Source organism: Fulvivirga ligni (assembly GCF_021389935.1).
GTDB lineage: Bacteria > Bacteroidota > Bacteroidia > Cytophagales > Cyclobacteriaceae > Fulvivirga > Fulvivirga ligni.
The window spans coordinates 3884376-3905910 of record NZ_CP089979.1; the positions used below are offsets into that span (position 1 = coordinate 3884376).

Consider the following 21535-nt stretch of genomic DNA (forward strand, 5'->3'; position numbering starts at 1 on the left):
CGTTAGTTTGCGGTTCAGTCCATTCGAATTGTATCAACAGGATTCTTGCTGATAGCTACAAACATCTGCTTAAAAATGACGATGAATATAAGCGTGAAAACTATAATGAATGGAAGCATAAAAAACCAGCTGCCAATGTCCACTTGATCAATGAAACTGCCTAACCACTCTTTCATAGCATAATAGGCCAAGCTTATAGCAATGGTGTATGCCAGGGCCGCAAGAATGAAATATGTTCTAGTCAAATTCAAAAATAAATGCTTAAACGAGGCGCCAAGTACCTTTCTTATAGCCACTTCCTTTTCCCTTTCCCTTACTGTCTGAAGTGATAAACCTACCAAACCAATAGATGAGATGATAATTGATAATATACAGAGCACAGTAAAGAATTTCTGAAAACGAAGGTCATTGCTATATTGTTGGTTGTAGAAATGATCTAAATAGAAATGATCAAAGGGAGAGTCAGGAAAGGCCTTTTTCCATGATTGCTCTATCTGATTAATTAGATGGGGTGATGCATCTTGAGCAAAGTCGATGACATAGTAATTCATATCTCCTTTGATCTCATTATAAATTGTAGGGCTAATTTTATTTTTCAGTCCTTGCTGATGTACATCTTTCGCCACACCCAAAATAGTGATGGCCTGATCATTAGAATATATTGTGCTGCCAATCGCATGATTATCATCATTAAACCCTAATAAAGCCGCTGCTGTCTCATTAAGGATCACGCCATCATTTTCCTGATCAGTTTTAAACTTATCTCCGGCTACAGTCTGTATGTTGAAAATGTCGAAATAACTAGCCTCTACATTTAAATAGGTGAAGTCATAGTCAGAAACTTGGCCTTTATCCCGGCTATATTGATTAGATCGCCAATATACCTCCATGCCCGGTACCGCATCTGTAGCAGTAATTCCTTTTATACCAGACAAACTGCTTAATGATGAAGATAATTTTGTGAATGTGTTGTTGGAATCGTCTATGTTGGGCTGCTTGATTACCAGTTTATTACGGGTGTTTACCCCTTTATCAAAATTCAGAATGTAATCAATTTGCTGATAAACAGTGAGTGAGCCCGCAATGAGAAAGATGGTGATAACAAACTGTAAAACCAGTATACCGCTTCTCAACTTAATCCCTCCTATTGACGTGTGTGCAGTTCCCTTAAGTACCAATTGAGGTTTCCAACCAGACATGATTAATGCAGGGTAGCAGCCGGTAAGTAAGGTTCCTATAACCAGTATAATCATCATTTCCAGCCAGTAGTCAGCAATTGAATGAAGATGGATTGATCCTTGTATCTGGAAAAAGCTTTCGAAGTATGGCGTTAAAGTTTGGATCACAGTAACAGCTAATAGCATACCCATAGCATTAATTAAAAAGGATTCTGTCATAAACTGCCAAAAGAGTTGCTTTCGCACGGCGCCAGAGGCCTTTCTTACACCTACTTCTTTCATTCTTTTGTTGGAAATAGAGGCATAGAGGTTAATGACATTTACATAGATAATCATCAGTATTAAAATGCCCAATAAAAGAAGATACCATAGAGTCTCACCATTGACCGGCTCATCAAACTCCGAAAATACTGTAGAGTCATTATGAATTTCGGTAATAGGCTGAAAAACGTATGTTTCAACATCCTGATTCTGAATATTTGCCACATAGTGATTAAACTGATCCTGTAATTGATTTATGGAGATCCCCTTGTCCACTTGGATATAAGTGAATAGATTATTCCAATGCCAATTGCTCTCAATTTCATCTCCAAGAAACTGCTTCACGGTGGCGAAGGACATCAAGAGTTCAGGTTTTAAATGGCTATCTTTCCGAATGTCTTCATAGACGCCTTTGACGGTAAACTCCACGCTTCCTCCCAGGTTCGGGCTATTGATTTTCACCACTTGCCCCACCGGATCAATATCTCCATAGAGCTTATTCGCCAGCTTGTCAGACATCACCACTGTACCGGGAACATCGAAGCCCTCGAGCTGACTACCAGGCTTAAACTGGAAGGAGAATACATCAAAATGCCGCTTTTCTACCAACAGAATATCTGATTCCTTAACACTCTTAGCTTCAGTAATTACACTGGCGTCTCCAAATAGCACCACTCTTGAAAAGTCCTTGACGGTCGGGAAATTATCCATCAAAGCTTTAGCTACTGCGGGTGATGTTCTTGCTGAGCTTTGTTCTGTATCATTCTGACTCACCATGTTCACCCTGTACAGCTCGTCCGAATGTTCCAGATATGCATCATAGTTGCTCTCAAAGCTGTAATATTTATATAGCAGTACAGAAGTAGATATGCCGATACCAAGGCAAACAATGTATAGAATGCCTAATATTTTGTACTTGAGCAGTTGTCTGAAGGCTATTTTGAGGTAATGTTTAATCATGACTTTGCTATTCAGATTTTAAGTGCTCTACTGGGTTGGCTCTAATGCTTTTCAGTATCTGAGAAAGAGATGTAATCAGAGCAATGACCAGGAGAGTTGATAATGGCAGTACATAATAATATGCCCCCACTCCTATTTTTGACGCATATTGCTGAAGCCATAGAGCTGATAGATAGTAAAAGACGGGAAAGCTTAATGCCGAGCTTAGAATAATGAGCAGAATATATTTCTGAGTGAGCACTTTACTTAGATCAATGGCACTTGCACCTAATACTTTTCTTATACTCAGCTCTTTCATTCTCAGGTTAGCATTATAATTGGCTAGCCCCATCAGCCCCAGGCATGCCAGAAATATGGCTAACACTGAAAATCCCATTAAAGCCTGTAGCAGGCGATGATCTGCCTGAAACTGGTGCATCATATGATCATCTATGAAGAAGTATTCAAAAGGCTTATCTGGAAATAGCTTTTCCCACTCTGTTCTCGTAGCTTCAATGGCCTCCTTATAATTACCTTGTTGGAAAGCTACCGACAAGAAGGACTTATGCCCATGAACGAGCGTGTACATGGTAGCTTCAATTTTACTTCTCGGGGAAACCATGTGAAAGTCTTCCAAAACTCCAATAATTGTGGTTTCTGAGCCAAACAAGCTTAGCTTCCTTCCAATAGCCTTTTCTGTGTCCTGATAGCCCATGTCAGATGCCATCTTCTTATTAATAACCAGTTGATTTAAAGGATGTAATTCATCCTCAGCTTGGTAAAATCTACCTGCCAGAAGCTTTATGTCATACACTTTAGCAAAATTTTCATCAATCATGGTGCGGGCGGCGCTTATTCTAGTGTCATTACCAAGGTCTATTTGTCCGACCCAGCTATAATCCTGGCCAGGAATATTGGAACTGATTGTGGCTGCTTCTATACTCGGATAATCAGATAGTTCTTTGCCCAATAGATGAAATTTATCGAGATAAGTAGTGTCCATGTTTTCCTGAACGGTTTCATAAGATTTGACCACCATAACATTTTGGTTAAAATCTTTGCTGAGGTCCACTATGTAATTGATCTGTGAATACACCAAAAGAGCCATGGCACATAGCAGCATGGCTATACCAAACTGAAAAGTCATCAGTACAGAGCGGAAGGAATACTTTTTGGTTCTATTGCCTCCTTCTTTCAATAGTCTCGAGGGGGCAAATCGACTAAGAACTAAGGATGGATAAAATCCTGCTAAAAGGGTAATTACAATAGTGCTTAAGCTGAGGTACCCATAAAATCTGGCGTTCATCCACCAATCCGTTTTAATAGCACTTCCCATCCAGTGATTGAAGAGAGGCGTACTCAGCTGAATAGCAGTAACTGCTAAAATATGAGCCAACAACACCATACAGAATGATTCTAATAAAAACTGTAATCGGAGTTGAAACTGGCTGGAGCCAATAACTTTACGCACACCTACCTCTCGAGACCGCTCCAGAGAGCTGGAGGTTGAGAGGTTGATGTAATTAAATATGGCTATCATCAAAATAGCAATGGCTATGACTAGCAGAGCATTGACTACCTTTCCGTTACCATTGGCCTCCGTTTCTCCCCGAAGATTAGAATTGAGGTGAATATCTGTTAGCGGTTGTAAACTTATCTCTGAACTCAAGTTCTTGCCTTTGTTGTAGTCTTCCAGGTAGGCTTTAGAGAAGTTATTGACCTTAGCTTCCAACGCTTCAGGATCAACGTTCCTATCAGTTAAAACATAAGTATAAAAGCCATCCCAGGATTTAAGGCTCCTGTCTCCATAAACTTTCGCCCAACTCATGAGCATATTAAAATGTAGGTGACTGTTAGCCGGAATATCTTTAAAAACTGCTGTTATTTCATAGTTAGGATTAAACATTCCTTGCCATTGTAACTGCTCGCCTACAACATCAGTTGTATTGAAAACTTTCCGGGCCAGTGATTCTGATATAATCAGTTTGTTGGGCAGACTCAATGCTGAATGCAAATCTCCGGCTACAGCTTCCAGGTCAAAAATATCAATAAAAGAACTGTCTGTAAGAAAAATAGAGTTCTCCGAAAAACTATCCTCTCCATCATTATAAGTGAACACAGGCTCATATTCTGATGCAATATTGAACAGTCTGCATGTATTCTCTATCTCTGGCAGAGCACGCTGAAGCTCCAAGCCTAATTCAGGAAAAACCGAAGCACGTTGATAAGATTCTTCACCGTTGACAGATCTGGTATGAGTGAGCCTGTAAATCCTATCTGTCTTTGTGTTCCACTGATCAAAACTATGTTCATACCTCACATACATGAGTAGCAATAAAGTAGAAGCCAACCCAACCGTTAGCCCAATAATGTGAATCAGAGAAAATGCACGATTCTTTCTGATGTTTCTTAATGCTATCTTTATGAAGTTTTGGATCATTATTCTTCTTTTAGGTTAGGCTCGAGATGAACTATTCACTCTTCAAACTATCAACCGGATTTATTTTTATCACCTTGATCAATTCTATTGAAATGGTAGCCATAATGATTATGAAAAAGGTGACCATGGCTAAACTGTACAGTAGATATGGCTGAGCAATCTTATAGGCAAAACCTTGCAGCCACTGATCCATGATCATATATGAAACGATGACTCCTATGAAGGCGGCAATGCTGTAGACGCTCAGTAACTCTTTACCTAATAGCTTCCATATATTTAAAGCGCTGGCTCCCAGCACCTTTCTTATGCCTATTTCTTTAATTCTATAGGTAAAGTTTTGCATAGTAACGCCAAATACCCCAACTAATACAATCAATATGGCAAAGATAGAAGCCGTTGTAAAGGCTTTCTTAAACTGCGTATCATCGGCATACAGCTCCACCAGTTTGTCTTCAAGGAAGAAGCTTTCAAAGGGCACCATAGGAAATACCTGTTTCCATTTTGCTTCTATGGCCGCTTTGGCTTCTTTTGGTTCCCCACTTATCCTAAAACTGAGGAAGCGAAATATCTCAGCAGAGTCCACAGGAGTAAAATACAGACCTCGCATATTTTCATGTAATGAGCTAAAGTGAAAGTCTTTTACCACTCCAATGATTTCTCTTTGTTTGTTTCCTCTTTCATCAATCATTTCTCCTACCGCTGTCCTGTCACCAAACAATGATCTGGCAGCGGTTTCATTGATCACCACATTATTCAAAGCCTTATCAGATTCGGTGAAAAATCTACCCTCAGCCATTTCAAGCTGATAAATATCGTCGTATTCGGTATCGCAAATAATTTGACCGAAGATTTCATAACTGTCATCATCAGCTATAGAAGGTTTCACTGATTGTTCCATGCCGAATCGACCATCAGGTATTTCGTAAGACAAGCTCACTTGTTGAACGCCAGATATTTGCTTAAACTCATTTTTCATGCTTAGTATTTTGGCTATGCCAGATGGGCCATACCACCTAGGCACTGAAGAAACCACAAGGACATTACTATTGTCATACCCCAGATCCTTATTCAAGAGGAAGTCCATCTGAGAGCTTATTGTGAGCGTGGACAGTATGAAAAATAGAGCCAGAGCAAACTGAGATACCAGCAATGCTTTTTTAATGTCGAATGAATGATGACGGATAATGACTTTTCCTTTTAAAGCTTTTACTACATGCAGCTTAGAGAGGATCAGAGCTGGGTAGAGCCCGGATAAAACACCAGTAATTATGGATATAGAACCCATTATCAAAGCAAGTGGCCAGAAATTGACATTAGAAAAATCAGCTTTATGAAGAAGTTGAGCGTAATATGGAATAACGAGCTGAATTAAGCTCATCGCTAAGGCGAATGCTAGAATAGAAAGCATAGTTGACTCTAGTAGAAATTGTAAGATCAACTCCTTTCTATTGCTTCCTATGGCTTTTCTCACCCCTATCTCTTTCATCCTGCGGTTAGCAATACCAATAGATATATTTACGAAATTTATCATGGCCATTAGAAGGATGAACAAGGCAACTAATCCCAAAACCAATAAAACATGTTGCTTTGCGCCATTATTTTGAACCAGATTATAGGATTTCAAGGGAGTTAATTTAGCCGTAAGATCTTTGGCCAGGAAATCAGGAGCTTTGGCATGAATTAAATCACGAAGTGGTTTTTCTAAATCTTCCGGGGTCACACCAGGTTGAAGCTCTAAACGGGTCTGTAGTATGTAATTACCCCAAGCTTCAAATATGTCAGCTCGAAAATAGATGGCATTGGCGCTATTGATATAAATGTCAGTTCTATCTCCCAGATTGTCGGTTACGGAGTTTTCCGGTATATCATCCATCACCCCTGTAATCTTGAATTCTTTAAACCCTCTGGGATTATAATTTGCATTTTGTGTCTCCAAAGTCAGTGTTTCCCCAATTACGTCAGTAGAACCAAAAAACTTGAGAGCCACATCCTGTTGAAGTACTATACCATCTGGTACATCCAAAGCCGTCTTTGGGTTTCCTGCTATTAATGGAATGCCGAACATGGTAAGCATATTGCCATCAGCAATCTGTAAGTTGAGTCTGAAGTTGTTTTCTCCACCATCAGACACATTACAACTTACTGCATCTATAGTGAAATAGTTAGCTACTAATTGAGGGTACTGCTCTGTCAATTCTTTTCCTAGTGGAGCTAGCGTAGTGAACTCTGGCCGGCTCACTCCCTTTGCCCAATCAGACTCCAGCATGTACTGATTTTCTGCGTGCTTTAACCAGTTATTGGCCTGCCATTCATCTGCCATGAATAGTAATGTCAGGAAAGTTGCACTTAGTCCTGTCGCGAGTCCAAGAATATTGATGGCAGCAAACAATTTTTGCTTCTTAATATTCCTCCATGCCAGTAGTAAAAAGCTGAAAATCATTAGATTTTAATTTAAATATTATATTTTAAAATACTGTAAATCAATTAATTAAATGAAAGTTAACTTGAGTTAAGTAATTTAGTGAACTTTCATTGGTCACGCGTCATCATTCTTGTTTTAGAGAGTCTACAGGATTAGCAATGGCAGCTCTTATGGTGTTAAATCCAACTGTGAACATAGCCAGTGCGACCACAAAAAACAGTGGAATAACGAAAAGCCACCATGATAGATTTATGTGAGTGACATAACCAGCCAGCCATTCGCTCAAAACCAGATAAGCTATTGGAATAGCCACCACGTCGGCCACTATTATCAGAATGATGATACCTTTTGATAATAAGGTAACGATCTGAGCCACCGAGGCACCCAACACCTTTCTAATGCCTACTTCTTTAGTGCGCTGAGTTATAGTGAATGATGAAAGACCGAATAACCCCAGGCAAGCTATAAAAATGGCCAGGCATGCAAACAGAGTCACTACAGCGCCAAACTGAGTATCTGCTTTATATTGTTGGTCATAGTTCTGATCCAAAAAGAAGTAGTCAAATACACTTTCTGGAAATAATGCGTTCCACGTATCTTCAATGGTGCTTAATGTTCCTCTAATATCATTGCCACTCACCTTTAATGTCATGAAACCTTCTACAGGCCGATAAGGGAATAGCATGGGTAACATGCTTTCTTTTGGAGATCGTTGATGATAATTTTTGGTCACGCCTATGATGGTAGAAGGCTCATTATGCCAGTAGTAAGTAATTTTTTCTCCAATGGCCGCCTCTGGCGATTCAAAACCTAAGATTTCAGCGGCCTTTTCATTAATTAATATTTGGCCGCCATATACTGTTGCTTTATCAAAGTTACGACCGCTCACCATTTCCATGCCCAGTGTTGGGATATAGTCTTCATTAGACCTTACGATGTAGTAATTAAATCCATTACCTTCTTTGGTTTTATTACCTACCCACTTTATACCAGTGGTAGTACTAAGCTCATGTAAACTAATACCTGGCACCGATTCTGAGAACGCGATACTCTGAATATTAGGATAATTCAAGAGTTGATCTCTGGCGTTTTGCAGCTTTACATTATACAAAGAGTCACTGATAAGTAATTCAGGTGTTCTAACAGTAAGTGTATGACTTAGATCCATACCCAGATCCTTGCTTCTCAGATGATTAATCTGCAAGTACACTACGCTGGTCCCTATTATCAGAAAAATGGTTGAGCCAAATTGAAATACTACCAAGGCTTTTCTCAGCCACTGCCCATGACTCGAATTTCTCAAGGTTCCTTTTAACACTGAAACCGGACGAAAGCCTGATAGCACCATGGCCGGATATATTCCTGACAACAGGCTGCCGATAATGAACATGCCAAACAACATTAGCCAAAATTGATAATCAGATAATATATTTAGAGCGATAGGCTGTCCGGAAATATCTCTGAAGTAAGGAAGTGCTATTTGCAACATGGTGAAAGCTATAATCACGGCAAATAGGTTCACCAGAACAGATTCGAAGAGAAATTGAAATACCAGCTGTGACTTGGCAGACCCTAAGACCTTCCTCACTCCTACTTCGCGTGCTCTGCTTATCGCCCTTGAGGTGGATAAGTTGATATAATTGACCCAGGCTATGGCGATGATGAAAAAGGCGATGATAAGCAAAAAGAATACTGTTTCTGCCCCACCGGTGGCTTCGGGCTCAAATGTTCTATGAGAGTATAAATGAATATCTTTAATAAGGCCTGCTGTGAATTTCTCATCTTCTACTTTTTCCAATTCATCCGCCACTTTCCCCAGTTTTTGATTAAAGGCCTCCAGGTCGGTGCCTGGCTGCATGAGTAGATAAGTGTATTCATTATTACCCTGCCACTGGAACTTCTCATACCAATCCCAAAGTTGGGGTAAAGTGCTGTGTGAAAGTAAGATATCGAATTTGAGATGGGTGTTAGGCGGAACATCGGCCATGAGCCCGGAAACCCTATATTCCTGGCCATCAATGTTCATAGATTTGCCAAGAACATCATCAGTTCCAAAGTATTTTTGAGCTATAGAGCTGGTAATCACCACTTGAAAAGGCTTATTCAAGGCTTCGTTTTTATTGCCTTTTAGCATCTCATACGAGAATATGTCAAACACTGAGGGATCGGTAAAATATACCCGACTTTCATAAAACTTATCCTGGCCTGATTTTACTTCTATGGCATCATAATAGAACATCCTCACATAATCCTGTACCTCTGGCCACTTGTCCTTTAATAATGGTCCTAATGGTCCGTATGTCTCACAGTCAGTAGTGACATATTCATCTCCATCATACAGATCTACAGTAACACGATAAATGTTATCAGCATTCACATGGAAATTCTCATAGCTCTTTTCATACCTCACATACTGAATGATCAATAAGAAGGCAGCCATACCCACAGCCAACCCCAGAATATTGATGATGGAAAATGCCTTGCCTTTAAGCATATTCCTCAGTCCTATTTTTAAGTAGTTCTTTAGCATAATTACTCCTGTCTAAGTGAATCAATTGGATTAGCTATGGCTGCTTTTATGGTATTGTAACTCACGGTGAGTAGCGCTATGAGCATAGCACTGAGACCTGCTATGATAAAGGGAGTTGCACTTAACTCTATACGGTAGGCAAACTCCTCCAGCCATCGTTGAATGAAGTAGTATGCCACTGGGATGGCTATAATAAAGGATATAATGACCAGCTTTAGGAAATCTGTGGAAAACATAGAAGTAAGACTCAATACCGAAGCTCCGAATACTTTTCTGATGCCTGTCTCTTTGGTACGCTGTTCCGTCATATATGCAGTGAGACCGAAAAGCCCCAAACATGAAATCAAAATTGCGGCTAAAGAAAATATGTTGGCCAGTTTTCCTGCGGTGGCTACTTCGTTATAATTTTTAGCCAACTCGTCATCTAAAAACGAATACGTAAAAGGATATGATTGGTCGTATTTTTCAAAAATGGTCTTAATGCTTTCTAAGGTGCCAGGTATATCCTCTCCGGTTAATCTTATGTAGCCTAAATAGGTGTAGTCTCTTTTTAATCGTAGAATCACCGGTTCAATTTTGCTGAAAAGGCTTTGATGATGAAAGTCTTTTATGATGCCCACTATGGGTGCTTTATCGTCCCAAACGGTTATTTCCTGGCCTATGGGATCGGTTAGTCCCATTTCTCTTATGGCCGCCTCGTTTACGATATATTGAATGGTGCTGTCTTCAGGATTAGAGGTGAAGTTTTTACCTTCGATTAATTGTAAGTTAAAGGCTTCTATAAAGTTCTCATCAGTTTGCACCACATGAAACTGTGAATCTTTATCTGGTTTCCCTGGCCAACTTACACCCCATGATGCACTGGTTATGTGTGTAGGGTTTTGATCTGTAGAGGTTGCGGCAGCCACACCTGCCAGCGACCTCACCTCATCCAAATAACTCTCTTTGTGAAAAGTGGCCTTGTACAGAGGTTGTTCGATTAAGTTATTGCTGGCTATGCCTAAATCTTTCTGCATCACATATTGTATCTGCTGGTAGATGATGATGGTGCTACTGATTAATATGATGGATAATGCAAACTGCAGCACCACCAACATACGTCTAATGCCACCAAAGGAACTAGACTTATGGTTTGCCCCTTTTAGAATAGTAATGGGTTGAAAGGCGGAGATGTAGAAAGCGGGATAACTGCCGGCAATGATACCTACAAAAAGGCTAAGCCCTACAACGCAGGATATAAATAGAGGATCGCTATACGGAATGGTTAATTGCTTGCTCACCAGCTGGTTAAAGAACGGTAACGATACATCTGCTAATGTTACTGCCAGAATAGTGCTGATAGTGGTAAGTAGAACAGATTCGCTTATAAATTGAAATATCAGCATACTGCGTTTAGCACCAGAAGTTTTCCTAATCCCAACCTCTTTGGCTCTTAAACCAGATTTGGCAGTAGCAAGATTCATGAAGTTCATGATGGCAATGAGTATTATCACTAAAGCCACTATGGAGAACATTCTTACATATTCTATCCTTCCGGTGGCATTTTGCAAACCATCACTGATTTCAGATCTTAAGTGAAGGTCAGCCAATGGGAAAAGATGCAGGCGACCGTATTCATCACCATATTCAAGCTGATAGTTTTTTAGAAATTCTCTGATTTCTTTATCCACTTTAGCTTGCTCGGCATCCTTCCTCAATAAGACTATTAAAGACTGATCATAGTTATACCAATCATTGTCAGCATACTCGTTGACAGGTTCAAAGGGAATAAGAAAGTCGAAGTCGAAAGAGCTTTGTTGAGGAATGGTTTCCAGTACACCTGTAACTTTGTATTGAATGGTGCTTTCACCCTCTGCCAGTTCTACCATTTTATTTATGGCGGATGCATCTCCAAAAAGCGCTTTAGCATATGATTTTGTTAAAACTACACTACGAGGCTCATCCAATGCCGTGTTTTTATCACCTTCTATAAGAGGGAAAGATAGAAGATCCAGAAAGGTTGAATCTACATAGATCCCTTTTGGCTTTATCTTTTTATCCTCATAGCTGAATAACCGCGCTACGGCCGATGATTTACGGCAGGTCTGTTCTATGTCATTTATTTGCTCGGATAAGACCGGACCTAGGGCAAATGGCACTGCCTTCCAATAAGAGGTTTCATCCCCTATTTTAATTTCTGATACAGTTAAGAATAGCCTGTCCCCTTTCTCATGGAATTGATCATAGGCTAATTCATCTCTGACCCATAATGAGATGAGAATGGCACAAGTAAGTCCAAATGCCAAACCAATAATATTGATTAAGGAAAATGTCTTCTGTTTAACTATACTTCTGAATGCTATTTTGATGTAGTTCTTTAACATAACTGTTCGACCTTTTCTTATTTATTAGCCACACATGTGCCATGAATTTAACTTATTGATTTTCAGTTATTTAACTTGATTGCACTTCTAATAATTTGATATATTGTATCAGAATGATACGGTTTGTTTGTGTCAACCTGATACAGTTTTTAGATTTATGGCTCAATATTGAGGTTAAGGTAATGAAAAATAAAGCCACGATTTTAATTATAGATGATGATGAGGATGTTTTAATAACGGCCCGAATGATTTTAAGGCCGTTTTATCAGAAAGTCATTACCGAAAGCAGTCCCAAAAATCTGGAGTCAGTACTCAGGAAAGAGCACATAGATATCATTATCCTGGATATGAATTATAAGGTGGGTGCAACTACTGGTAATGAAGGCTTGTACTGGCTAAGACAAATTAAGTCTATAGACCCTGAGATAAAAGTAATCATGAATACGGCCTATGGTGATATTCAGCTGGCGGTAGAGTGTATGAAAGAAGGGGCTACTGATTTTTTGGTTAAGCCTTGGGAAAAGGAAAAATTGATAGCTACAGTGAATACTGTCTATCAACTGATGAACTCTGAGAAGAAGGTAGTGCGCCTGAAGGAATCTAACAAAATACTTCATTCTGATCTCACAAGTCATCTAGGGGAAATGATTGGTGAATCTGAGGCCATTAAAGAAGTTTTCGAAACCATCAGGAAAGTGGCGGCTACTGATGCCAATGTACTTATTCTTGGTGAAAATGGTACCGGTAAAGAATTGGTAGCCAGGGCGATTCATGATTTATCCAAAAGAAAATCAGAAGAGTTCGTGAAAGTTGATTTAGGTTCTCTTACCGGCAGCTTGTTTGAATCTGAGTTGTTTGGGCATGTAAAAGGAGCCTTTACAGACGCAAAGACAGATAAGTCAGGTAGATTCGAAATAGCCAGCGGAGGCTCTTTGTTTCTGGATGAGATTGGTAATATATCTTTAGCGCACCAGGCTAAGCTTTTGTCTGTATTGCAAAACAGACAAGTACTGCGTGTAGGATCTTCAAAGCCTACTCCTATTGATATACGCCTCATATCGGCCACTAATAAAGATATCAGCGCGATGGTTAATCAAGAATCCTTTAGGGAAGATCTTGTGTATCGTATTAATACCATTGAAATATCAGTGCCAGCCTTAAGGGAAAGAAAGGGAGATATAGGATTATTGGTAAAGCATTTTCTGGCGCTATATGGCAAAAAGTATGATAAAGGATCACTGACCATCAATGCTTCTCAGGTAAATAAATTAGAACAATATTCATGGCCGGGTAATGTGCGTGAACTACAGCACGCCACCGAAAGAGCTGTGATTATGTCATCAGGTACAGAGCTATCTGCAGATGATTTCATTACTAAGAAAAGTTTGGTAAATGTTTCAAAACCTGAATCTCTTAATGTGGAAGATGTAGAGAGGCAGACAATTATTCAGGCGGTGGAAAAACACAAAGGCAATTTAACTAAAGCGGCCAAAACTTTAGGTTTTGGCCGTAGTACGTTATATCGTAAAATGCAAAAATACGGCTTATAACTGTATTTCTGTATTACTTATTGATATACTCATAACTCATAGGGTTGTGCCCATAATCGTTATGAAGTACGTTTACTCCTGGGGTTCCTGAGAAACTAGTTGAGTTCTCTTCTGTTGGTCTTAATGATTTAACAAAGACTCTTTTCTTCACAAAATCACTTAGCTCTGTAGCTTGTTGTCTGTATATATCATTGATGTCCATGATCGTTAATTTTTTATTTCTAACATCTATTAATCAACAACCAGGCCATATTAGTAACCCGACGTATAGCATATTTTTGAGAAAAATAAGTCTCAGATTTTCAACAAACTGTTGAGAATTGTTCAAAGAAGGCATCATCAATCACTATATAAGAGGATTATTTTGAGATGATTTCACTGGTGATGGTTAAAGAGTGTGACATAAAAAAAAGCATCCTGAATACAGGATGCCTTTCTACTAATTAACCTGATTATAAAAGAATTTATTTTACATCAAATCTGTCTGCATTCATAACTTTGGTCCATGCGTTTACAAAGTCAGTAACAAACTTCTGCTTACTGTCGCTGCAGGCATATACCTCAGAAATGGCTCTTAACTCAGAGTTAGAACCAAAAATTAGATCTACTCTTGAACCAGTCCACTTGGTACTTCCAGATACTCTATCTGTACCTTCAAACTCTAATTCATCATCAGAGACTTTTTTCCATGTGGTTCTCATATCCAGAAGATTCACGAAGTAATCATTGCTAAGAGTACCTGGCTTATCAGTGAATATTCCCAGCTTAGAGCCATTATAATTAGCTCCTAATGACCTTAACCCACCTACTAGTACAGTCATTTCAGGTGCAGTAAGATTCATGAGCTGTGCACGATCTATAAGCATTTCCTCAGCAGAGGCAGAGATGTGATCTTGATTTCTAAAGAAGTTTCTAAAACCATCAGCGTTAGGCTCTAATATAGAGAATGACTCTATATCTGTCTGCTCCTGACTAGCATCGGTTCTACCTGGGGTAAATGGAACGGTTAAATCGTGTCCGGCAGCTTTGGCTGCTTTCTCTATGGCCGCACCACCTCCAAGCACGATCAAGTCAGCTATAGATACCTTTTTACTTCCACCCTGGCTATTAAATGATTCTTGTATACTTTCATAGGCTTTTAGCACCTTAGCCAGTTGCTCAGGATTGTTAGCTTCCCAATCCTTCATAGGCGCCAATCTAATTCTACCACCATTAGCCCCACCACGCTTATCTGACTGACGATAAGTGGAAGCAGAAGCCCACGCAGTAGAAACCAATTCTGATACCGAAAGACCTGAGTCTAAAATCTTGGCCTTTAGATCAGCAATATCCTTATGATCAATAGTGTCGTAATCGGCTTCAGGAAGCGGATCTTGCCATAGAAGTTCTTCGGAAGGAACCTCAGGGCCTAAATATCTAGACAAAGGTCCCATGTCTCTGTGTGTAAGCTTGTACCATGCCTTCGCGAAAGCATCAGCAAACTCATCAGGATTTTCGAAGAATCTTCTGGAAATCTTTTCATAGGCAGGATCCACCTTAAGCGATAAGTCTGTGGTAAGCATAAAAGGTGCATGCTTTTTAGAAGGATCATGAGCATCAGGTACCAGCCCCGCTCCTGCTCCATCTTTAGGTTTCCATTGGTGTGCACCAGCTGGGCTTTTGGTAAGTTCCCATTCGTAACCAAAAAGGTTCTCGAAGAAGTTATTACTCCATTTGGTAGGTGTGGTAGTCCATGCCCCTTCTAACCCACTAGTAATGGTGTTTTCGCTATGACCTGAGTTGAAAGTGTTTTTCCAGCCTAAGCCCATTTCTTCAATACTGGCACCGGCTGGCTCTAAGCCTACAAATTCACCAGGATCAGCTGCGCCGTGCGTTTTTCCGAAAGTATGACCTCCAGCAATAAGAGCAACAGTTTCTTCATCATTCATTGCCATACGGCCAAAGGTTTCTCTTATATGTTCTGCTGCCGCTGCGGGATCAGGATTTCCATTCGGCCCTTCCGGGTTCACATAGATGAGTCCCATATGAGAGGCAGCTAACGGATTCTCCAGCTTATCTTCTTCATAGCGTTCTTTGTTGCCAAGCCATTCCGTTTCAGCTCCCCAGTAAATGTCATCTTCAGGCTCCCATACATCTTCACGACCACCTGCAAATCCAAATGTCTCAAAACCCATAGATTCAAGGGCTACGTTACCGGCTAATACCATAAGATCGGCCCAAGAGATTTTATTGCCATATTTTTGCTTAACAGGCCATAATAAAAGTCTGGCTTTATCCAGGTTGGCGTTATCTGGCCAGCTATTTAATGGAGCAAATCTTTGGCTTCCTGAAGAGGCACCACCTCTGCCATCAGAGATACGATAGGTTCCTGCGCTGTGCCAAGCCATTCTTATGAAGAAAGGACCATAATGGCCATAATCAGCCGGCCACCATTCCTGGGAGTCTGTCATTAGATCAGTTAAATCTTTCTTTACAGCCGAAAGGTTCAGGCTTTTGAAAGCTTCTGCGTAATTAAATCCTTCATCCATAGGGTTGGATAAATGAGAGTTCTGGTGAAGGATTTGAAGGTTGAGCTGGTTTGGCCACCAGTCACGGTTTTTGGTACCACCGCCAGCGGTGTAATGTAGGCCACCATTTAAAAAGGGGCATCTGCTGGTGTCATTGGTATCCCACACCGGGCTTTCACCGGCGCCGTTTTTGTTTTCATAGCTGTCCATAAAGTGGAGGTTTAATAATTAAGTTTGTATTTCAATATTATAAGTTCGATTGTCGAATCATCTATCACCTTAAATTACTCAATTAATGACCTTGAGTCCAGTATTGTTAATTTAAAAAAACTATAGCCTAATAGAGAATAATTATATCTCGAAAACCTTTTCTGATATGAGGTTTATAAAAGTGACATGATTTTATTAAAATTGAGACTTCAGCTACCATAGTTATATTGAGTTTGAAGCACAACTATAAATCGATATTCGCCACCTTTGATCCTTACCCTTCTTATAAGGGCTCGGCCATACATATTGAAAAGGTCACAGAACAACTAGCAGGCAAATTCCCGGACACATTACTGGTGAGTCTACAAAAGCATACCGATAAAAGGTTTCCCGAGCATCTTGATCATCTGGAATGCCCGATACAAGAGCCTAATTACTTAAAGCGTGCCCTGAAATATTCCGAGTGGCTGGATGGCGTTTTGGACAATCAGCTTAGTCTTCAGATAGGTCACTTTCGAGATGTTTGGAGTGGCAAGCCGATATTAGAACGAGCTCATATTACCAGCGTGTTTGAGGTGAACGGTTTGCCTTCTATTGAGCTGGTTAACCGATACCCATATATAGGAAATGATACTATTGAGAAAATTGTCAGACTAGAGGATGAATGTCTTCAAAAAAGTCAGCTGATAGTTTGTCCTTCACAAACCATAAAGCAGCACTTGCTTAAAAGGCATGTTTTGGAAGATAAGATTCATGTGCTGCCCAATGGCGCTGATCTTATACCTGCTTACAGTAGGCCAGATGATATGCCGGATCAGTACATTGTTTATTTTGGTGCGCTTCAGCCCTGGCAAGGTGTAGATGTGCTAGTGAAAGCCATGCAATATCTTCAAGATAAGCCAGAGATAAAACTGGTGATTTGTTCATCGCATAAGCCTAAGTTCAGCCGTCCTTTTTACAAGTTGATAGGAAGGCTTGGGTTGGAAGATCAAATCATTTGGCGATATCAATTGCATAAGAATGATTTGCATAGGATCATCCAGCACGCCATGTGTACAGTGGCTCCCCTTACCGAGTGTGAGCGTAATTTGGAGCAAGGTTGCTCGCCATTGAAGATCTTTGAAAGCATGGCCTGCAAAACCCCAATAATTGCTTCTGATCTGCCAGTGATACGAGAAATACTCACGCCAGATGAGGAGGTGAAATTATGCCGGCCTGGCAGACCAGCTGATGTAGCCAGATGTATAAGATTGCTTGCTGACTACCCTGATTTCAGAGAGAAATTAGCCCAGAATGCTTATGCTAAATTTATTAGTAATTATACTTGGGAAGATATAAGTAAAAGATTGTCAGTGATTTACGACAATATTTTTAAACTTACTTTTTAATTTGAAATTCATCCAAGTTTGGTTTCAGATAATATTTTATATCTTGCTTTTCAAAATTAAATCAGCCCGTGACCGACAATAAATATTCAGAAAAATACAAGCATTTATCACCTGTTCAGCAGCAGTTTATAGATGAAAAAGTGGTGAGCACCACCATGAAAATTGATAAGTGGCTGGCGCTGCTTACCAAGGTATCTAAGTTTGATAAAAGAAATGATGATACTATAAGCTCCTTTCTGAAAGCTGCCATAGTGTGCTTCGTACTGACTTTCCTGTCTCTTTTTAGTTTACCTTTTCTGGAAGTGTATGCATTGATTCCAATTGGTATCTTTTTAGCATCAGGCATTGTTCTATTGGTTTACCGGAAGCAGCTGAAGAAGCGTGATGTAAATAACTATCTGCGTCTATTCTTTATACCAGTGCTTAACATCCTAAGGGCGAAAGTAGGTGGTGAAGCCAAGTTATCGGCTAACCTTGATTTTAGAATACCCAGAACGGTGCTTACACCGGTAAAGTCAAACGTCCGAGGCAGAGATATGAAATTATACTCACCCAAATACATAGTGGCCAGACTTACCATGGCGGATAATGCTGCGCTTGAGTTCGTGGTTGCCGACGATATCAAAGATTTTAGGTGGACTAAGAGATCTGCCAGTGGTAAAACCAAGATAAAGACCAAGACCAAGTTTGTACACTATTGCTTCGTGAAGCTGTCACTGCCCAAGTCTGAGTATCAATTAAAGAAAGAGCCTGCAGGTGGTATTACCGTAATGGATCATAATGGCCATTACCTTGCTAAGGCCAAGGTGAAGATAAAAACAGTGGGTAAAGGAAATGTGCTTAAAGTGGCGGTGTTTCTGGATACCATGCAGAAAATATATAGTCTGTTCCAGCCGCTAAACCCAATCTACGACGAAGGAAAAACTACAAGGCTGGAAAGGTCTGAGCGAGATGATGTTGATGATGTGGAAGATGGTGCAATAATGATGGCTATGCCCTATTTGTGGTATGGTTCTGATTTTGACGATTATGATTATGATGGCTTTGACTATACAGAAACCGGTGATTATGTGTTAGATGATGATTCTGTTACTGCCTTTGATAGCTAATGTATGTCTGTGATTTTATGGTTGACTGACAACTATCCGCCCCAAAGAGGTGGAATGGCTCAGTCTTGTGATAGAATAGTTGATGGATTAAGAAGAGCTGGAGTGCAGATTGAGATCATCCATTTTGTGAATAAGGAGGTCAAGATAAGAAGGCAACAGCAGCAGAATGGTGGATATACTGCTATACCCTATGTTAATAACGAAGCTCATGTGCTGAACATCACCTGGAATCATATTAAAACTATTGGAGGAATAGACTCAATAGTCTGCTTTGGCGGCTATTTATCTATGATTGGGGCTCCCGTGTTTAGTCAATGGCTTGGTGTAAAGCTGATTACTCTAATTAGGGGAAATGATTTGGATGCCGGGATTTTCACACCAAGAAAAAGAGGGATTCTCCAGGATGTTTTGGAGGCTTCATCACAAATATGTGCAGTAAGCACTGACAAGGTGTTTAAGATTCAGAAGTGGCTAAAGGTTGATAACGTTCACTTTGTTCCTAACAGCATTAATATGGAGGAATGGCGGGCTACCGACAGCGAATTGAAGTTTGCTAATGATTGGAAGGCTTCAAACTCTAATGGAAAGACGGTGCTGGGATTGTTTGGTCAATTAAAAGCAAAAAAAGGGCTGGACTTCTTTCTTGAAGCATTGAGAAGAACCAGTTGGGTTGAAACCACACACTTGCTCTTGATAGGCGAAACCGAGGAGCATTTAACTGACTTGCTTGAGCAGGTAGGCTGCAGCTATACCATATTGCCATTCCATGATAGGTATGAGCTTATGAAATATTATTTGTGCTGCGATGCTATGGTAATTCCCTCCTATTATGATGGAATGCCTAATGTATTACTTGAAGCAGGTGCATTAGGAGTGCCGGTAATAGCCTCTGATGTAGATGGGATGGCTGATGTAATTAGTGATGGCACCGATGGTCTGTTATTCGAGGCTGGCAATGATGATGCATGTAAAAAAGCCCTGTATCAATTCTTCTCAATGAATAAGGGAGAAAGAACTGAAATGGGTGGAAAACTTAAAAATACAATTAACACCAAATATACTCTTGAAGATGAAATCAATGCTTATAAAAACCTTATGCTATAGTTTATTGAGTTCTAGCCTATTTATGGCAGCCTGTTCTGGAGGCCATAATAGAGAGACTCAGGTAGATTACGTAGAGCCAATAGAATATCCTCAAGAGAAAGAGCCTCTGGATGCTGGTGACTATTACTATATCAATAATCAGAAGAATATTTCACTGGCTGAGATCATTATCAACGGAAAAGACCTGGTACTACATGTAGGTGATGAAACGCTAGTGGGCGATCTTAAAAGAGATGACAAGAGGAAGTATTACGACAATAACGACAATTTCCGATATGCTGTGAAGTATAAGGATAGAGAAAGCTTTAAATTGAGAGATAGCAATGAGGAGCTTTTGTGGAAAGTGAAGATAAAGGAAGATAAGATCAGTATTGCCAATAATGAAGAAATGAACAATGCCTTTGATATCAGAATCTATGATGGCAATAGAATAAAATTAAAGAAGAGTGATAGTGAGATCAACTCTATGCGCTTTGATCCCAATTCTGATTTTCTGGAGGTGGAGGATTACTCCCTTCGAGGTTTTAAGAATACCATGGCTCCCGCTGTTCTGATGATTCCTGATATGAAGCCTTTAGAAAAATACATTATTTGTACTGAGCTGGTGAATATTGGTAAATGATCGGCTTTTACGCTTTTAGTGGAGGTTTCGGTCACTTAACCCGAGTAAAGAAATTTAGCGAAAAGTGGCTTCCAGATGCATCTATTATCGTTTTTACCAATAATAAAATTGCCTTTGATATGTTCGATAGAGAGCAGGTCATTTACTTCGATCCTGCTCTTCCTTTCACAAAGGCCATGCTCAAGCCATGGTTTCAGCTACAGCTAAAAGAGCACAAAATCACTGATTTTTATATTGATACTTTTCCTGCAGGAATGCTGGGTGAGCTAGATATGTCGCTAGTTGGACACTGTAATGTGTATCTGCTATGCCGTAGATTAAAGTGGGAAGTCTATCAGCCCCTCATTAGTGCTCCTTTGCATTATAAAAGTAGCTATATATTTGAAGAGCTGGAGCCGGATCATGATGTTTGGCTAAAGGAGTTTTCGTACGAGATGGAGGATGTTAAAACTATACTTGAGTTTAGCTTTCATAACTATTTATCTAGTAGTGAGTTATGTGATTCAATTTGGGTGGTGTGCCATACGTCTTTACTGTCTGAAGTTGAGGTGTTGATAGATTATGCTCATGATCTGGCTTCGTTGGAAAAGAGTCATCCTAGAATAGTGGTGCTCACAGACCAGCCGTTGCAAAGAGATGATGTGGAAGTGATTCAGCAAGCTGATCCAATAGAATGGTTTTCCAGAGCCGAACGGATTTTTACAGCGGCAGGATTTAATACCTGGTATGAGCTGGCTCCCTGGAGAGACAAGCATACGGCTATCCCCTTTCCGCGTAAGTTCGATGATCAGTTTTGGCGGAGTAGATTAGATTAATTTTCCTTGATTATGGCAGATATCTAATCAGAGCAAAACGTAATAATCATATAATTTTGATATGATTAAAAATAATTCTACCTTGATTAACTAATTA

13 protein-coding genes are annotated in these 21535 nt (G+C 39.9%); 6 read left to right on the forward strand and 7 right to left on the reverse strand.

Annotated elements, in window-relative coordinates; translation table 11 throughout:
* Window positions 1-14: 14 nt before the first annotated feature.
* The 5 genes from LVD16_RS16520 to LVD16_RS16540 all read right to left on the reverse strand — a co-directional run bounded on the left by LVD16_RS16520 (window position 15) and on the right by LVD16_RS16540 (window position 12133).
* Complete coding sequence (locus LVD16_RS16520; RefSeq protein WP_233769378.1) at window positions 15-2399, reverse strand: ABC transporter permease; 2385 nt, start codon at window positions 2397-2399, stop codon at window positions 15-17.
* 7 nt (window positions 2400-2406) lie between these two features.
* Window positions 2407-4818: an ABC transporter permease gene (locus LVD16_RS16525; protein WP_233769379.1), complete on the reverse strand. Its 2412-nt coding sequence runs from the start codon at window positions 4816-4818 to the stop codon at window positions 2407-2409.
* Between the two features lie 31 nt (window positions 4819-4849).
* The gene (locus LVD16_RS16530; protein ID WP_233769380.1) at window positions 4850-7258 is read right to left on the reverse strand and encodes an ABC transporter permease; all 2409 of its coding nucleotides are present in this window, start codon (window positions 7256-7258) and stop codon (window positions 4850-4852) included.
* Window positions 7259-7364: 106 nt separating this feature from the next.
* Entirely contained in the window at window positions 7365-9770 is a 2406-nt protein-coding gene (locus tag LVD16_RS16535; RefSeq protein ID WP_233769381.1) for an ABC transporter permease, read from the reverse strand.
* A gap of 2 nt (window positions 9771-9772) precedes the next feature.
* A complete protein-coding gene (locus tag LVD16_RS16540) occupies window positions 9773-12133 on the reverse strand; it encodes an ABC transporter permease (protein WP_233769382.1) in 2361 nt (786 codons plus the stop codon).
* 182 nt (window positions 12134-12315) lie between these two features.
* Here LVD16_RS16540 and LVD16_RS16545 point away from each other — a divergent pair, with 182 nt between their 5' ends.
* Window positions 12316-13683, forward strand: a complete 1368-nt coding sequence (locus LVD16_RS16545; RefSeq protein ID WP_233769383.1) for a sigma-54-dependent transcriptional regulator — start codon at window positions 12316-12318, stop codon at window positions 13681-13683.
* Between the two features lie 13 nt (window positions 13684-13696).
* Here LVD16_RS16545 and LVD16_RS16550 read toward each other — a convergent pair whose 3' ends face one another.
* Together LVD16_RS16550 and katG are read right to left on the reverse strand one after the other, a co-directional pair.
* Window positions 13697-13885, reverse strand: coding sequence for a hypothetical protein (locus LVD16_RS16550; RefSeq protein WP_233769384.1), 189 nt, complete (start codon window positions 13883-13885; stop codon window positions 13697-13699).
* Between the two features lie 262 nt (window positions 13886-14147).
* Window positions 14148-16400, reverse strand: coding sequence for a catalase/peroxidase HPI (gene katG, locus LVD16_RS16555; protein WP_233769385.1), 2253 nt, complete (start codon window positions 16398-16400; stop codon window positions 14148-14150).
* A gap of 233 nt (window positions 16401-16633) precedes the next feature.
* Here katG and LVD16_RS16560 point away from each other — a divergent pair, with 233 nt between their 5' ends.
* The 5 genes from LVD16_RS16560 (at window position 16634) to LVD16_RS16580 (ending at window position 21438) form a co-directional block, all read left to right on the forward strand.
* Window positions 16634-17788, forward strand: coding sequence for a glycosyltransferase family 4 protein (locus LVD16_RS16560; protein ID WP_233769386.1), 1155 nt, complete (start codon window positions 16634-16636; stop codon window positions 17786-17788).
* Window positions 17789-17856: 68 nt separating this feature from the next.
* Window positions 17857-18897 (forward strand): hypothetical protein, encoded by a 1041-nt coding sequence (locus tag LVD16_RS16565; RefSeq protein ID WP_233769387.1) that lies wholly within the window; start codon window positions 17857-17859, stop codon window positions 18895-18897.
* A gap of 3 nt (window positions 18898-18900) precedes the next feature.
* Entirely contained in the window at window positions 18901-20001 is a 1101-nt protein-coding gene (locus LVD16_RS16570; protein ID WP_233769388.1) for a glycosyltransferase family 4 protein, read from the forward strand.
* Between the two features lie 22 nt (window positions 20002-20023).
* Window positions 20024-20623: a hypothetical protein gene (locus tag LVD16_RS16575; RefSeq protein WP_233769389.1), complete on the forward strand. Its 600-nt coding sequence runs from the start codon at window positions 20024-20026 to the stop codon at window positions 20621-20623.
* Window positions 20620-21438, forward strand: coding sequence for a hypothetical protein (locus LVD16_RS16580; RefSeq protein ID WP_233769390.1), 819 nt, complete (start codon window positions 20620-20622; stop codon window positions 21436-21438). Before LVD16_RS16575 ends, LVD16_RS16580 begins: the two co-directional genes overlap by 4 nt.
* The last annotated feature ends 97 nt before the right edge of the window (window positions 21439-21535 follow it).